The sequence below is a fragment of the Mesorhizobium sp. LSHC420B00 genome, from assembly GCF_000503055.1.
GTDB lineage: Bacteria > Pseudomonadota > Alphaproteobacteria > Rhizobiales > Rhizobiaceae > Mesorhizobium.
In genome coordinates this window covers 254340-269499 of sequence record NZ_AYVY01000001.1, presented here as the reverse complement: position 1 = coordinate 269499, position 15160 = coordinate 254340, and the positions used below count along the sequence as shown (strand labels likewise).

General features: G+C 64.0%; 12 protein-coding genes. 5 read left to right on the top strand and 7 right to left on the bottom strand.

All coding sequences use genetic code 11. The annotated features are described in order from the left end of the window. Window positions 1-60: 60 nt before the first annotated feature. The 5 genes from X760_RS42050 to X760_RS42030 all read left to right on the top strand — a co-directional run bounded on the left by X760_RS42050 (window position 61) and on the right by X760_RS42030 (window position 5621). Window positions 61-906 carry a sugar ABC transporter permease gene (locus X760_RS42050; protein WP_023716719.1) on the top strand — a complete coding sequence of 282 codons (846 nt, stop codon included), beginning with the start codon at window positions 61-63 and terminating at the stop codon, window positions 904-906. After that, on the top strand, window positions 903-1742 hold the full coding sequence (locus X760_RS42045; protein ID WP_023716718.1) for a carbohydrate ABC transporter permease: 840 nt from the start codon (window positions 903-905) through the stop codon (window positions 1740-1742). The genes X760_RS42050 and X760_RS42045 overlap by 4 nt, the downstream gene beginning before the upstream one ends. Window positions 1743-1763: 21 nt before the next feature. Then, on the top strand, window positions 1764-2804 hold the full coding sequence (locus tag X760_RS42040; protein ID WP_023716717.1) for an ABC transporter ATP-binding protein: 1041 nt from the start codon (window positions 1764-1766) through the stop codon (window positions 2802-2804). A 37-nt stretch (window positions 2805-2841) separates the two neighbouring features. Further along, window positions 2842-4122 (top strand): trehalase family glycosidase, encoded by a 1281-nt coding sequence (locus X760_RS42035; RefSeq protein ID WP_023716716.1) that lies wholly within the window; start codon window positions 2842-2844, stop codon window positions 4120-4122. An 83-nt stretch (window positions 4123-4205) separates the two neighbouring features. After that, window positions 4206-5621, top strand: a complete 1416-nt coding sequence (locus X760_RS42030; protein WP_036244134.1) for an FAD-binding oxidoreductase — start codon at window positions 4206-4208, stop codon at window positions 5619-5621. A gap of 35 nt (window positions 5622-5656) precedes the next feature. Here X760_RS42030 and X760_RS42025 read toward each other — a convergent pair whose 3' ends face one another. From X760_RS42025 to X760_RS42000, 7 genes are all read right to left on the bottom strand, one after another. Next, the gene (locus X760_RS42025) at window positions 5657-6586 is read right to left on the bottom strand and encodes a pseudouridine-5'-phosphate glycosidase (RefSeq protein ID WP_023716714.1); all 930 of its coding nucleotides are present in this window, start codon (window positions 6584-6586) and stop codon (window positions 5657-5659) included. A gap of 12 nt (window positions 6587-6598) precedes the next feature. Further along, window positions 6599-7708 (bottom strand): carbohydrate kinase, encoded by a 1110-nt coding sequence (locus tag X760_RS42020; RefSeq protein ID WP_023716713.1) that lies wholly within the window; start codon window positions 7706-7708, stop codon window positions 6599-6601. An 86-nt stretch (window positions 7709-7794) separates the two neighbouring features. Next, window positions 7795-9312, bottom strand: a complete 1518-nt coding sequence (locus tag X760_RS0136875) for a zinc-binding dehydrogenase (RefSeq protein ID WP_023716712.1) — start codon at window positions 9310-9312, stop codon at window positions 7795-7797. 10 nt (window positions 9313-9322) lie between these two features. Further along, on the bottom strand, window positions 9323-9760 hold the full coding sequence (locus X760_RS42015) for an SRPBCC family protein (RefSeq protein WP_023716711.1): 438 nt from the start codon (window positions 9758-9760) through the stop codon (window positions 9323-9325). A gap of 81 nt (window positions 9761-9841) precedes the next feature. Beyond that, a complete protein-coding gene (locus X760_RS42010; protein WP_031193323.1) occupies window positions 9842-12028 on the bottom strand; it encodes a flotillin family protein in 2187 nt (728 codons plus the stop codon). A 79-nt stretch (window positions 12029-12107) separates the two neighbouring features. Further along, a complete protein-coding gene (locus X760_RS42005; RefSeq protein ID WP_023716709.1) occupies window positions 12108-14363 on the bottom strand; it encodes an ABC transporter permease in 2256 nt (751 codons plus the stop codon). Further along, window positions 14356-15141 (bottom strand): ABC transporter ATP-binding protein, encoded by a 786-nt coding sequence (locus X760_RS42000; RefSeq protein ID WP_023716708.1) that lies wholly within the window; start codon window positions 15139-15141, stop codon window positions 14356-14358. Before X760_RS42000 ends, X760_RS42005 begins: the two co-directional genes overlap by 8 nt. Window positions 15142-15160 lie beyond the last annotated feature (19 nt).

The following is a 15160-nucleotide window of genomic DNA, read 5'->3' as shown; positions in this document are numbered from 1 at the left end:
TCCGGATTTCCAGCGCGCCGGGCGCCCACCCCTTTTGAAGCTTCGAATAGAGAGAGCTCCATGCACGGCAAGGCCCTGCCCTATCTGCTGCTGACGCCGGCGACGCTGTTCCTTTGCGTCTTCTTCCTCTATCCGTTTGCGCTGGTCGCCTTCGAGGCGTTCACCCGCGACGGCGGCTTTACGCTCGACAATTTCCGCACCATGACCAGCAGCTGGAAATTTCCGGTCACGGTTCGCAACACGCTGCTTCTCAGCGCCGTCGTCGTGCCCATCCAGCTGGTCATGGCGCTGCTGATGGCAACGATGGTGTCGCGACTTGCGGCCGGGCGCAGCGCCGCGCTTTATATCTTCGCTATTCCGCTCGGCATCTCCGATCTCGCCGCTGGGCTGATCTGGCTCGCCATCTTCGACCAGTCCGGCTTCCTAAACACCTTGCTCTCCAATCTCGGCGTCATCGACAGGCCGGTCATGTTCCTCGGCTACCAGAGCAAGCTGACGATCTTCATCGCCGTGGCGCTGGCCGAGATCTGGCGTGCGACCGCCATCATGATGGTCATTCTGGTCGCCGGCATGGGGCTCATCCCCCGGGAATATTACGAGGCGGCGGAGGTTTTTGGCGCTAGTCCGTGGAAGCGCTTCATCAAGATCACGCTGCCTCTGCTGCGCCCCAGCCTGCAGACGGCGATCATCCTGCGCGTCATCCTTGCCTTTGAGGTCTTTGCGGTGGTTGCAGCACTCGGCGGCACCAATCTGCCGGTGCTGATGGGCGAGACCTACAATTGGCAGTTCACGCTGCAGGACCGCAATGTCGCCGCCGCCATGGCGCTGTTCATCCTCGCCATATCGATCGGTTTCACGCTGTTCTTCCTGCGGGTGCTGCGTGTGCCGAAGGAGGCGCGGATATGAGCACGGTGGAGCTGTCGATCGCCGCGCCTGAGGCCCGCAAAGCCGGCAACTGGTTGCTGGTCGCCACCGTCATCCTGCTTTGCATCTGGGTGCTGCTGCCGATCTATCTGTTGATCGTCAACGCGCTGTCGTCGCCGGAAGAGGTGACCGCCTTTCCCAAGCGCTTCTTCCCGTCATTCGATTTCGGCAGCCTTTCTTTCTTCATCAATTTCGCCGGCGTCGCCAGGGCGCTGTGGAACTCCGTTCTCGTCGCCACGCTGACGATGCTCCTCTCGATCGGCTTCGGCGCACCCGCGGGCTACGCGCTGTCGCGCTTCGAATTCCCGGGCAAGGAAACGTTCCGTTTCCTCGTGCTGATGACCCGCGCCTTCCCACTGCCGCTGCTGGCGCTACCGCTGGCGGTGATGTTCATCCGCACCGGCCTCGACGACACCGCGATCGGGCTGGCGCTGGTCCACACCACGCTGGCGCTGCCATTCGCGGTGCTGATCACGTTCTCGCTCTTCTCCGGCATTCCAGTCGAGCTGGAGGAAGCGGCCTGGACGCTCGGCTGCACGAGATTGCAGGCATTCCGAAAAATCATTCTACCGCTGGCGCTGCCGGGCATCGCGGCGTCGGCGGTATTTGCCTTCACCATCTCCTGGAACGAAGTGTTTGCCGCCGCCGTGCTCACCATCGAGAACCGGACGCTGACCGCCTTCCTGCTGCAGAGCCTTGGCGAATCGCCGCTCTACCTCAAATTCGCCGGTGGCGCGGCACTGGTCATCCCGGCGCTGATCTTCATCTTCACCGTTCGCAAATATCTGTTCGCCATGTGGGGGATCGCCAACCGATGACGCGCACAAAAGAGAACGCCGATGGCTGAGATCGCCATCAAGCAGGTCGCAAAACGTTTCGGTGGCTTCACCGCGCTGCATTCGATCGACCTGACCATCGCCGACCAGGAATTCATGGTGCTGCTTGGCGCCTCGGGTTGCGGCAAGACCACGCTGCTGAGGATCGTCGCCGGGCTGGAAACGCCAAGCCAGGGCGAGGTCTGGATCGGCGGCCGTCGCGTCGACCATCTGCCGCCGCGCGAACGCGGCATCGCCATGGTGTTCCAGAATTACGCCGTGTTTCCGCACCTGACCGTGTTCGAGAACATCGCCTTCGGCCTGCGCATGAAGAAGCTGCCGCAGCAGGAGGTCGAGGGGCGCGTCAACCGCACCGCGGAGCTCATGCACATCGAGCAGCTTTTGAAGCGCTATTCGGGCCAGCTTTCCGGCGGCCAGCGCCAGCGCGTGGCAGTCGCTCGGGCACTTGCGATGGAGCCGGACGTGATCCTGATGGACGAGCCGCTGTCGAACCTCGATGCGCTGCTGCGGCTCGAAATGCGCGCCGAGCTCAAGGGCGTGCTCGCCGCGTCCAAGACCACCACCATCTATGTCACTCACGATCAGGTCGAGGCGATGAGCCTCGCCGACCGCATCGCCGTCATGCATCAGGGCCATATCGTCCAGGCCGCCTCGCCGGTAGAGGTCTATCGCAATCCGGCCGCACGCTTCGTCGGCTCCTTCATCGGCAACCCGCCGATGAATTTCATCCTGGCGACGAAGGCGGCAGACGGCAGCTGGACCGTCGCCGGGCTGACGCTGCCCGGCCCCAAATCGGACAAGCAGACGATAGAATTCGCCATTCGCCCCGAGGATGTCGACACCGGCACCGAAGGGCTGCACGCCACCGTGCGCGTTGTCGAGCCGCTCGGACCGCACACGCTGGTCACCTGCGATGTCGAGGGCGGCCTGTTCCGCGCCATCCTCGAATCGAATGCCACGGTCGCCGTCGGCGATCACCTGCGGCTCTTGCCCAAACCCGACCGCATCCGCTGGTTCGACCCCGAAACCACCAACGCGCTTTGATCCAAACGCCCTTCGATCCTGAAAGTACGACCGCCCCATGATATCTCTTGCTGTCGACGAAACCATCGCCCGCGCCGTAGAGGTGCTCAGGGAAAACGACCAAGGCACCTACACCATACCGACCAAGGGCCTCTACCCGTTCCAGTGGAACTGGGATTCCTGCCTGACCGCGCTCGGTCTTGCCCACTACGATGAGGCTCGAGCCTGGACCGAGATCGACACGCTGTTCGCCCACCAGTGGCCGGACGGCATGGTACCGCACATCGTCTTCCATGTCTGGAGCGACGGCTATTTCCCGGGACCGGAGGTCTGGCGGACGGACCGCCCGACCGCCACCTCGGGCATCACCCAGCCGGCGGTCGCCGGCTTTGCCGTGCGCCGCTTGTTTGACCAGGCCAAGGACAAGACGCTGGCGGCCGAGCGTGCCCGGGTGTTGCTGCCGAAAATCGATGCCTGGCACCGCTGGTTCTACGAAAACCGCGACCCGAACGGCGAAGGGCTGGTCGCCATAATCCACCCATGGGAGTCCGGTCGCGACAACTCGATCGACTGGGACGAGGCGTTTGAGCACGTGCCGACCGAAGGCGTCGAGCCCTACACCCGCCGCGACATCCTGCACGCCGATCCGGCGCATCGTCCAACCAAGGCACAGTATGACCGCTATATCTGGCTGCTGCAGCATTTCCGCGGGCTTGGCTGGGATAATGCCAGGCTGCACGATGCCTCGCCGTTCCAGGTCGTCGATCCCGGCTTCAATGCCATTCTGATCCGTTCCGCCGCCGATCTTGCCGATCTCGCCGAGGCACTTGGCGAAACCGAAATCGCAAAAGCCAACCGCGCCCGTGCCGAAAACGGGCTTTCGACGATGGAACGGCTGTGGAGCGACACACATAGCCAGTACATTTGTTTCGACCGAGTGGCCGGAAAGCACGTTGACAGCGCGTCGGTCGGCGGCATTCTGCCGGTGTTTTCGGCTATTCCGGAAAGCCGGGCAGCGGCCATCGCCGCAACGATCGAGCGCATCGCCGGCAAAGCGCGTTACATCGTCCCCTCGCACGATCCTGGCGATGCGCGCTTCGACGCCAAGCGCTACTGGCGCGGCCCGGTCTGGCTGGTGGTCAACTACATGATCGCTAATGGCCTTGCCGCCGCCGGCCACAGCCAAATCGCACAACGGATCACCCAGTCCAGTCTCGACCTGATCGCCGAGAGCGGCTTTGCCGAATATTACGATCCCCTCAGCGGCGAGCCGCTCGGCGGTAACCGTTTCACCTGGACCGCGGCAATGGTGATCGAGTTTTTGAAGGGTCGAGGCTGAAGGCCGGCCACGACTGGCAGTCCCGCGTGGGTTTGACAAACAGCAGTCCGTGTCTATCGTCCTGCCTGTTACAGGAGCGGCGCATGACGACACCATCCGTGAGCGCTCTGTCCCCACTGACCGGCGAACTCCTGTCGCGGCTGGAGAAGCGGCTGGACCGGTCGGCGATCGTTTCGGCCGATGAGGCCGGGCCGCGTTACAGGGAAGACCCCGACGGCAAAGCCGGCGTATCGCCGGAGTTCGTGCTGCGTCCACGTAGGGCCGGCGAGGTGTCGGACATACTTCGCCTGTGCAACGAGGCCGGACAGAGGCTTGTCATCCAGGGTGGCCGGACCGGGCTCGCCGGCGGCGCTCGCGTCCAACCCGGCGAAGCGGTGCTGTCGCTGGAGTGTATGACTTCCGTTGAAGCCCTCGACCGTGAAGCGGCAACCATCATCGCCGAGGCCGGCGCGCCGCTGCAAACGGTGCAGGAAGCCGCCGATGCGGCCGGCTTACTGTTCGGCGTCGACATCGGAGCGCGCGGCGCGGCGACCGTCGGCGGTAATGTCGCCACCAATGCCGGCGGCATCCGCGTGCTGCGCTACGGCATGTACCGGGCGCAGGTGCTTGGCCTGGAAGCGGTGCTTGCCGACGGCGGCATCCTGACCTCGCTCAAGGGTTTGGCGAAGGACAATTCCGGCTATGACCTCAGCCAATTGTTCATCGGCAGTGAGGGCACGCTCGGCGTGGTCACCCGCGCATGCCTGCGGCTGCACCCGAAGCCGGCCACCGAGATCAACGCCTTCTGCGCGCTTGCTTCGCTCGACGCTGCAATCGCGCTGCTGGCGCTGCTCAGGCAGAAACTCGGGCCCTCGCTCTCGGCCTATGAGGTGAATTTCGCCCCGCTCTATGGCGCCATGATCGCCGGCATGGACGCGCCGGCGCCGCTGCCCGCGGGCTCGCCCGTCTATGTGCTTGCCGAGATACAGGGCAGCGAGCCCGACCGCGACGGCGAACGCTTTGCCGCGACGCTGATGCAGGCGGTCGAGGAGGGCGTGATCGACGACGTGGTCGTCTTGCAATCGCCGCGCGAATTCCGGGCGCTCTGGGCGGTGCGGGAGGAGGCCAACCGTTTCCTGTTTTCGATGGCAGGCCTGATTGGCGTCGATATCAGCATCCCACTGGCGAGAATGGCGACTTTCCTGGACGAAACAGAAGCAGCCATCAAGGCCGTCGACCCCGGCGCCGACATCTACGTCTTCGGCCATCTCGGCGATGGCAATCTGCATTACCAGATCCGCACGGTGGATCCGGCAGCCGCATACGGCACCGTCTACCGCGGTGTGGCCGCCGCCGGCGGCGGCGTTTCGGCCGAACATGGCATTGGCCTTGACAAGAAGGAGTGGCTGCATCTGGTGCGCAGCGATGCAGAGATTGCGGCCATGCGGCGCCTGAAAGCAGCCTTCGACCCGAACAACATCCTCAATGCCGGGCGCATCTTCGACCTTGCGACGGGCTGAAATCGAAGGCCGGTAGCGCTGGCCGGGTGCTGCCTCTATCTGGTCACGCCCTTCAATTTCGCATGCACCACCGCGATGCGGGCGGCGAGCGCGGCGTTGTTGCGGACCAGCGCGATGTTGGCCTTCAGGCTGCGGCCTTGCGAAAGCTCGTTGATGCGGGCGAGCAGAAACGGCGTCAGTTCCTTGCGCCCGATGCCGCGCTGCTCCGCTTCGGCTACCGCCGCTGCGATCGTGCCGTCGATGAATGCCGGATCGAGCGCGTCCGCTTCGGGGATAGGGTTGGCGACGAGAATGCCGGTGCCGGATTCCATCTCGTCATGCAGCAGCATGGCTCGCGCGATCTCGTCGGGGGTATCGAGGCGATGATCGGCCTTGAGCCCGCTGGAGCGGGTGTAGAAAGCCGGAAAATCATCACTCCCATAGGCGATCACCGGCACACGCTGGGTTTCCAGATATTCCAGCGTCTTCGCAATATCGAGGATCGACTTGACTCCGGCGCAGACGACAGTCGTGCCGGTTTGGCCGAGTTCGGTCAGGTCGGCCGAGATGTCGAAAGTCGCTTCGGCGCCGCGATGCACGCCGCCGACGCCGCCGGTCGCAAAAATGCCGATGCCGGCGAGTGCCGCGATCCGCATCGTCGCCGAGACGGTGGTTCCGGCCGAGCCGCCGTGCACCATGATGGCGGCGAGATCGCGCCCGGAAGCCTTGACCACGCCCTTTGCCGCTGCCAGCTCTTCCAGTTCACGGTCGTCGAGGCCAACCTTGATCTTGCCGGCGACCACCGCGATCGTGGCGGGCACAGCGCCGTTTTCACGCACCACGGTCTCGACACCACGAGCAGTCTCCAGATTGGCCGGATAGGGCATGCCGTGGGTGATGATCGTCGATTCCAGCGCCACCACCGCGCGGCCTTCATCAAGCGCAGCAGCGACTTCATCGTTCAAGTGGACAAGGGAAGGTTTCATATCATCTCGCTTTCAGGCAGGAATGCGGTACGTGCCGGCGGCAAGGAAGCGCGGCGACAGATCGGGGTGGACGCTCGATTCGCTCTCGGTGGTCAGCGTGGCGAGCAGCGCGCCGGTGCGCGCGGCATGAGCGACCGGATCACCCGAAAGCACCTTGTACAGAGTGCCGGCGATCATCGCGTCACCGGCGCCGGTGATGTCGACGGGCTGGGCCGGGACGGAGTGCATGGTCGTCACACCGCTCTCAGTCGCAACGGCAAATCCATGCGCGCCTGCGGTTACGATCACCGCGCTGGCGCCGGCCGCGCGCAGCGCTGCTGCTGCTTCCTCCGGCGTCAGCCGCTTGTCGGCATCCGTTATGCCGAGCATCGTATTGGCCTCGTCATGGTTGGTGAAAAGAAGGTCGATGCCGGTCAGGTCCTTCGGCGGCCGCGCTGATTTCGGCGACGAGACCGTGTCGACGGCGAGCTTGAAGCGCGCGCCCTGCTTGCGCGAGATCAGTGCTGCGATGGTCGAAGCCGGCAGATTGCAGTCGATGAACACCCATGTCGCCGAAGCCAGATGCGGCCAGAAGCGGTCGAGATAGGACGACGAAAACAGATCGAAGATCTCCATGTCGGCAATGCCGAGCACGAGATCATTGTTGCGGTCGAGGATCGCCGCATATTCGGCCGTCGGCCGTTCCGTGGTGGTGATGACCTGGCTGACATCAGCGCCAAGATCGCGCAGGTGCCGCACCAGCGAGCGGCCGGTTTCATCGTCGCCGACGATCGAGACGAAGCTTATGTCGACGCCGAGGCGGGCAAGGTTTTCGGCGACGTTGCGGGCGACCCCGCCGAAGCTGCGATAGCCGTCGACCGGGTTCGACGTCTCGAAAATCAGATCCTTCTTGGCGTGGTATTTGCGGTCGAGCACCGCGCCGCCGACGCAGACCATGCGCTTGGACGTCGGCAAGACGTAACCACGGCCGAGAATATAGCCCTTGTTGACGAGTTGCACGATGTGGGCCGCGACCGTCGAGCGGGCGATGCCGAGCGCCGTTGCTATGTCCTGCTGGCCGGCGAATGGGTTCGCCGCAATGAGGTCGAGAACCGCTTGTTCCTGTGCTCCAAGGTCGTCCATTGTCCCACCCGGCCGTCAAATTCGAGGCTGAACGCCTTCGCAACAACAGATGACATTGTCAACATCTGTTTTCGACCGAGTGTCGGCTACGGCACCAGCACCAATGCGCCTGTTGTCCGCCTGGCCTCAAGGTCGCGGTGAGCCTCGCCGGCGTCGGATAGGTTATAGCGCTTGGGCGCTTCGATCCTGACGACGCCCTGTCGCAGCGCGGCAAAGAAACGCTCGACGTGCGGGGCTAGTTTTTCCGGCGTGTCGGTGTAATGCGCATAGTTGGGACGCGATACGGTGATCGACTTCGATGCAAAGCGGCCGATGTCCCAATTGCCGATCGGCCCTGACGCCTGACCGAAACTGACGAGGTGACCGCGAATGCGGAGCGCCGCCAGCGAGCCGCCGAACGTATCCTGGCCGACCGCATCGTAGACCACATCGGCGCCGACGCCTCCCGTCAGCCGCATGACGGCCTCAGTGAAATTCTCACGCGAGTAGACGATGACATGATGGGCACCGAGGCGTTCGACGATGCGCGCCTTGTCGTCGCTCGACACCGTTGCAATGACCGTTGCGCCGAGATGGCGTGCCCATTGCACCAGAAGCTGGCCGATGCCGCCGGCGCCGGCATGGACGAGAACGACGGAGCCCGGCTGCACCGCATGGATATCATGCAGCAAAAAACTCGCACTGATGCCCTTGAGCAGCCCCGCGGCCGCAATCTCGTCGGGAATATCGTCGGACAGGCGAACCAGCAGATCGGGCACCATGTTGCGCCGCTCGGTATAAGCGCCGACCGGCGGGCAGGCATAGGCGATGCGGTCGCCGACCGAGAAACCGGCAATCTCCGAACCGACCGCTTCGACGACGCCGGCCGCCTCCATGCCAGGCACGCCCGGTGGTTGCAAAAGGTCGAAATAGCCGGTGCGGCAATAGACATCGATGAAGTTGACGCCGATCACAGTATGGCGGATCCGCACCTCGTTCGGCGCCGGCGGCGGCAAGCCGATCTCCTTGAGTTGCAGCACCTCCGGACCGCCATAGCGCTCGACCACAATAGCCCTGGTTGTTGCTGACTGGCCGAACGATGTTGTTGCGGAAGAGACCGGCGAAGGGATCAGCGGCGGGGCTGACGGAGGTGCCGGCGTCGGCGCTCTTGCCTTGGCAGTCAGAACCCTTCCTCGCAAAAGGCTACGGATCGCCGCGAAGCCGGCCTGATAAATGCCTTCGGAGACGAGCTTGACCAGTTCGTCGCGGCGGTGCGTAGGTGGATGGAATTCGGAACGCCATTCCCAGAAGGTCGCGTTGCCGTCGGTCACCGGCTTCAGCTGGATCGATGCGACATAACCCATCAGCGGCAGCGGCGCTTCGAGCAGGCAATAGGCGAGCCGAAAGTCCTTGTCGGACAGCGCCAGCAGCTGTTCGCGCAACTCGCCGCCATCGGCCAGGCGGAAACGACGAACCGAACCGACCGCGTCGACCGGGTCGCCACCTTCGATTTCGCTGAACGAGATCGCCGGGTGCCAGCGTTCATGGCCGTTGAAATCGCGCAGAATCGACCAGACATCATCGATCGGCGCATCGATGATGGTGCTCTGGCGGACTTGAACCATCGCGGGAATGTCAGCGCCCGAAGCGCTGCTTGAGTGCGCTCAACGCCGCCTGGAAGACGCCGGTGCCGATCTGATGCATAAGTGCTGCTTCGCGCTCAGGCGCACAGTCGAACTCCGCCTCCCATTCGGCCAGAGTGAGATTGCCGTCGGTGATCGGCGTCAGCGACAGCGTGGCGATATAATTCTCCACCGCCATCGGGCTTTCCAGGATAGCGTAACTGCACGACAGATCGTAGTCGGACAGTGCCAGCAATTTTTCGCGAATCCGCCCGCCATCCCTGAGCACAAAGTTGCGGATGCAGCCGATCTGGTCGGCCGGTGCGTTCTGTTCGACGCGGCTCTCCGCAACGAATGGCGCCCAGGCGGGAAGGCCGTTGAAGTTGCGCACGAGCTTCCAGACTTCCGCAGCCGGCGCAGGGATGACCGAGGACACATAGACCTTGGTCATGCCCCACCGCCCGCATCGAACGAGCGGCCGGTGCCGAGGCATCGCCACTCATTCGCACAGCACACCGCCCACCGGACCTGGTCAGCGGTCGCGGTCGTCATCGTCGTCCTTGCTGACCTTGCCTTTGCCTTTCTTGTCGCGGGTCAGGCTCGATATGTCCTTGGCATCGCGCAGCACGTCGGTCATGCGGCCGAGCGAGCCGCCCTCGATGCCGATCTCCTTCATCAGATTATCGATCATCGGCGCCTGGACCCGGTAGCGCAGCGCCGAATCGATCACCTCGTCGGTGACGTTGCGGTTGCCGCCCTGCCCGCCATTGATGCCGTCGACGTGCAGGATCTTGATGCCGTCGATTTTCTCCATCGGCTTGACGCTTTCGCGGATGATGCCTTCCATGTGGTCGAGCAACTTGCCGCGCAGGCGACCGGCACGAGCCTCGTTGGAGAGCAGATTGTCGGCCTCGTTGAGCTGACGATGGCCGGCGGCATCAACCTCGTAGCGCTGGGCCGCCGCAAGGGCGTGGATCTTCTCCGCCTCGGCCGCGGCAACAGCGGCGATCTTCTGCGCTTCGGCCAGGCTCTTGGCCGCCTTCATCTCGGCATCTGCGGCCGCGGTTATGCGCAAGGCCTCGCGCTCGGCCTCGCGAGCCGCACCGATCAAGTCGGTCAGCTTGCGGCGCTCGGCGATCTCGCGCTCGCGCGCCGTGAAGGCCTGCTCCTCAGCCTGGATGGCCTTGGCGCGCACCGCCTCGGATGCCGCGATAGCGGAGGAACGCTCCTGCGTCTTTTTGGCGATGTCGATGGCCTTCTGGATTTCGGCTATCTCGATCTTCTGGTCGCGCTCGACGCCGAGCTGGCGGATGTCGCGGTCCTTGATCAGCCGCGCCTCCTCGATGCCGCGCTCGGTGGTGATGCGAGCGCGCTCGACCTCTTCGCCGGCCGATATTTCGGCTTCCTCGAAAGCCTGGCGCTTGGCGATCTGCAGCGCCTCGAGGTGACGCTCGCGTGCAATCCTGACCTCGTCGATGGCACGCTCCTGCCCGATCCGCGCTGTTTCGGTCGCCTGGTTCTCGACAATTTCGGCGCGGCGCTTTTCCGCCTCGGCCCTGGTAACCTCCAATGCCTTTTCCGCCAGCGCGATCTGGCGTTCGAGCTCGGCGATTTCGAGGGCTTTCCTGCGCTCGATCTCGAGCTCGCTCTGCGTGCCTTCGCGTTCGATCCTGGCCTTTTCCAGGGCGAGCTCTAGCGCGATCTGCTCGCGCTCGGTCAGTTCGCGCATTTTCATTTCCGTCTCATCGAGGGCGCGGCGGCGCGCAATCTCGCGGCGCTGCGTGTCTTCCTCGCTCTTGATGCGCTCCTCGGTAATGTTGCGCTCCTGGTTGAGGCGCGATTTCTCGACGGCCTCGCGCGCCGACAGTTGCGCCTGCTCGGCCTCCTGGTCGCGGATCGCCCGCTCCCTGGCGAGTTCGGAGCGCTGCGAGGCGCGACGTATCTCGACCTCGCGCTCCTGCTCGAGGCGGGCGTATTCGGTGTCGCGGTCGATCTCCAGCACCTTGCGCTGGGTGTCGAGGTTCTGGTTGCGGATGTCGACCAGCGTGCGCTGCTCGATCTCGTTGCGCATCCTGCGGCGCGTCTCGATCGATTCCGTCAGTTGGGTGAGGCCTTCGGCGTCGAAGGCATTGGACGGATCGAAATATTCGAGGCTGGTCTGGTCGAGGTCGACGATGGCGACGCTCTCCAGCTCCAGCCCGTTGGCGGCGAGCGATTCCGAGGCAAGCTGCCGGACCCTGGCCGCATAGTCGCCGCGCAGCTCGTGCATCTCTTCCAGCGTCATCTGGGCGGCAACGGTGCGCATGGCACCGGCGAATTTGCCCTCCAGCAATTCGCGCAGGCTGTCGGGCTGCAGCGTGCGGCGGCCGAGCGTCTGGGCGGCGGCTGCGACCAGCTCGCGGCCGGCGCCGACACGGACGAAGAACTCTGCGACCAGATCAACGCGCATGCGGTTCTTGGTGATCAGCGCAAAGGCATCCTCGCGGCGCACTTCGATGCGCAGGACGTTCATGTTGACCGGCGTGATCTCGTGCAGCACCGGAATGACGAAAGCGCCGCCGTTTACCACCACCTTCTCGCCCATGAAGCCGGTGCGCACGAACGCCGTCTCTTTGGTCGACCGGCGATAAAGCCATCGCAGTATGTAGACGGCGATCACCACCACGATCGCGGCAATGATCAGCCACAAAAGGAAAGCACCCAAGGTCTGCGCGGCCATCTTTTCTACCCTCCCAAATAGAATGCGGTCAGCCACAGGCTACCGGCACCGATTTTACAAATGCGCCTGCTCGAAGCCATTATGCTCGCCTCTGCAGTTTCGGTGTGATCGCGCGGAACGCATTGACCGCTGCATCGACGAAGAGCGCGTCATTGATGTTCGCACCCACACGCTCGAGATGGCGCTGCGGCGTCTGGCGAACGGTCTTCTCGATCGCCTCGAACAGGGCGCTGTCGGCTTCCGGATCATGAAATGGTTGGCCCGATGCATCGAGCATCGAGACACCGCCCTCCGGCAACAGGAACCGCACCGGGCCATTCATGGCATTGAGCCGCGCACCGATCCATTCGCCGAAGGCGCGGTTCTCGTCGCGGGTTGTCCGCATCAGCGTGACGTTCGGATTGTGGATGACGAATTTGCGGCTTCGAAATTTCTCCGGCACGCTGTCGCGCGGGCCGAAATTGACCATGTCCAGCGCGCCGGTTGAGCCGACATAGGGCAAGCCGGTGCGGATTGCGGCGCCAAAGCGATCTTCAGTCGCCGGGAACACACCGCCGACGATCATGTCGGCCACCTCCGTGGTAGTCAGATCAAGGAAAGCCGAGAGCAGCCGCGAATCGCCGAGGTTCTCCATTGCCCGTCCGCCGATGCCGGTCGCGTGGAACACGAGACAGTCGTAGTCGGCTTCGAGCCGCCTGGTTACCGCCTGCACCGCCGGCGTCGTGACACCGAACATGGTGATGCCGACAGCCGGGCGCGCCAGCTTGCGCCTGGCTTCCCAGGCTTCGGCATTGGGCAGCTGCGCGACCATGCCCGCCATCGCATGCGCCGCATTTGACAGCACCTGTTCGGTGATCGAGTTCAGCCCCTGAACGTCGGCAACCGAATGGAACATCATGATGTCCGCGCCGCCGACATATTTGGCGACATCGCCGGCTGCCACGGTCGACACCATCAGTTTGGGGATACCGACGGGCAGCACGCGCATGCCTGCTGTTGCCAGCGTGGTGCCGCCGGAGCCGCCGGCCGAGATGACGCCGCCAATGCGCGGCTCGCGCTCGATCCAGCGCGCGAAGGCTTCCGCCATAGCGCTCACCGAGCCGCCGCGATCATTGGTGAAAACGGCCGCCGATCCCCGCATATGCATTCCGGCCACCTGCATGGCGGGAACGTCGGCGCTCGACGGTTTTCCGGAGGTGGAGAGGTCGACGGTGCGAACCGGAATGCCGAGGGACTTCAGCCGGTCGGCGACGAACCGCAACTCCTTGCCCTTGGTATCGAAAGTGCCCGCGACGAGCACTGTTCTTCCAATGCGTTCGGCGAAAGGAATTGCAAAGACCTTCTTCAAATCGTCCTGTGGCGCGGCCTTCTCGATAGCCGCTTGCCGCATGGCCGTGACCGGCACGTTCCAGCGGTTGGGCAGTTCGGTGACCGGAAGGTAGGTTCCATTCTGGGTCATCGGTTCGGAACCGGTAGCCGTCCGGTCGATGCGGTAGACTTCAGCCAACTGGTCCTTCGCCTGTGCCGCGGCTGCCGGCGTGACGGACGTCTCGTCGGCATGGCGTCCGACACCAAGCAGCCGTTGCTGCAATTCCCGGTCTGCCGCGAGCGCTGCCGCGTCCATCAGCCGATTGATGCGGCCGTTGACCATGATGGCGACCTGGTTGGAAACAGCGGTCGCCACGCCGATATTCTGCTCGATGACGAGGATCGCCATCTCACCTTCCTCGGCCAGGGTGACGAGCATCCGCTCAACCTGGTCGACAATGATCGGCGCAAGGCCTTCGGTCGGCTCGTCCATGACCAGCAGCTTCGGGTCGCTGAGCAGGGCACGCGAGATAGCAAGCATCTGCTGTTCGCCGCCGGAGAGCTGCGAGCCGCCATTGGTGCGGCGCTCGGCGAGGCGCGGAAATGTCTGGTAGATGCGTTCGACGGTCCAACTCGCATCGCGCCGATTGCCGGCAGCGAGACGGAGATGCTCATCAACGCTCAGGCTTGGCCAGACGCGCCGCCCTTGCGGCACATAACCGACGCCGAGGCGATGGATCTCGTGCGGTTCGAGCGCAGTGATCTCGCGGCCGTCGACGCGGATCGAGCCGGAGCGCGCGCGCTTCAGGCCGACGATGGTGTTGCAGAGCGTCGACTTGCCCATGCCGTTGCGGCCGACCACCGACAGCACGCCGCTTTCCAGCGCCAGCGAGACGCCCTGAAGGGCATGGCTTTCGCCGTAATAGACCTGCAGATCCTCTATTTTGAGGATCGCCTTGCCTATTTTGCCGGAAGAGGCTGGGCCAGAAGGGAGCGTTCGGCCGAGGGGAACGGGGCGCTCAGCCATGCTTGCCCCCGAGATAGATCTCCTGGACCTCCGGGTCGGCCTCGATCTCTTGCGGCGTGCCTTCCTTGAACAGACGGCCGTTGTGCATCATCGACACATATTCCGAAACGCGCAGCGCGACATCCAGATCGTGCTCGATGATAATATAGCCGATATGCTTGGGCAGCGCATTGAGGATCGCCACCAAGTCGCGGCGCTCGGTCGGCGACAGGCCGGCCGCCGGCTCGTCGAACAGGATGAAGCGTGGCGCGCCGGCCAGCGCCAGCGCGATCTCCAACTGCCGCTGCTGGCCATGGCTGAGTGTCGCCACCAGCAGGTCGCGATAGGCCTCGAGATGCACGGCATTGAGGATCGATTCCGCCTGCACCATGTTGACGTCGGTGGCCTTTGGGCGGAGCAGCGAGAACCGTCGGCGTGAGACGCCGCGGCAAGCGAGAAAGATCGAGTCGAGAACCGACAAGCCTTTGAACAGCTGCGAGATCTGGTAGGTCCGCCGCAAGCCCCGCCGGATGCGTTCATGCGGCGGCAAGTCGGTGATGTCCTCACCGAAGAAGCGGATGCGGCCAGCCGTCGGCAGGAAATCGCCGGTCACTGCATTGAACAGCGTGGTCTTGCCGGCGCCGTTAGAGCCGAGAACCGCGCGCCGCTCGCCAGCCGCGATCCTCATATCAATGCCGGAGAGCGCCACCAAAGCGCCGAAATGCCGCGCAACGCCATCGAGTTCCAGCGCAAAGGCGCCGGAGCCTTGGAGACGGTTCGCGGCAAGAGTTTCGGTCACGGGCGGATATACTCGCAAG

Bases quoted from the DNA above. Each gene is read 5' to 3' on its own strand.
- X760_RS42015 (WP_023716711.1), bottom strand. From the start codon at position 9,760: ATGACCAAGGTCTATGTGTCCTCGGTCATCCCTGCGCCGGCTGCGGAA.
- X760_RS42030 (WP_036244134.1), top strand. From the start codon at position 4,206: ATGACGACACCATCCGTGAGCGCTCTGTCCCCACTGACCGGCGAACTC.
- X760_RS0136875 (WP_023716712.1), bottom strand. From the start codon at position 9,312: ATGGTTCAAGTCCGCCAGAGCACCATCATCGATGCGCCGATCGATGAT.
- X760_RS42010 (WP_031193323.1), bottom strand. From the start codon at position 12,028: ATGGCCGCGCAGACCTTGGGTGCTTTCCTTTTGTGGCTGATCATTGCC.
- X760_RS42045 (WP_023716718.1), top strand. From the start codon at position 903: ATGAGCACGGTGGAGCTGTCGATCGCCGCGCCTGAGGCCCGCAAAGCC.
- X760_RS42020 (WP_023716713.1), bottom strand. From the start codon at position 7,708: ATGGACGACCTTGGAGCACAGGAACAAGCGGTTCTCGACCTCATTGCG.
- X760_RS42035 (WP_023716716.1), top strand. From the start codon at position 2,842: ATGATATCTCTTGCTGTCGACGAAACCATCGCCCGCGCCGTAGAGGTG.
- X760_RS42040 (WP_023716717.1), top strand. From the start codon at position 1,764: ATGGCTGAGATCGCCATCAAGCAGGTCGCAAAACGTTTCGGTGGCTTC.
- X760_RS42005 (WP_023716709.1), bottom strand. From the start codon at position 14,363: ATGGCTGAGCGCCCCGTTCCCCTCGGCCGAACGCTCCCTTCTGGCCCA.
- X760_RS42050 (WP_023716719.1), top strand. From the start codon at position 61: ATGCACGGCAAGGCCCTGCCCTATCTGCTGCTGACGCCGGCGACGCTG.
- X760_RS42025 (WP_023716714.1), bottom strand. From the start codon at position 6,586: ATGAAACCTTCCCTTGTCCACTTGAACGATGAAGTCGCTGCTGCGCTT.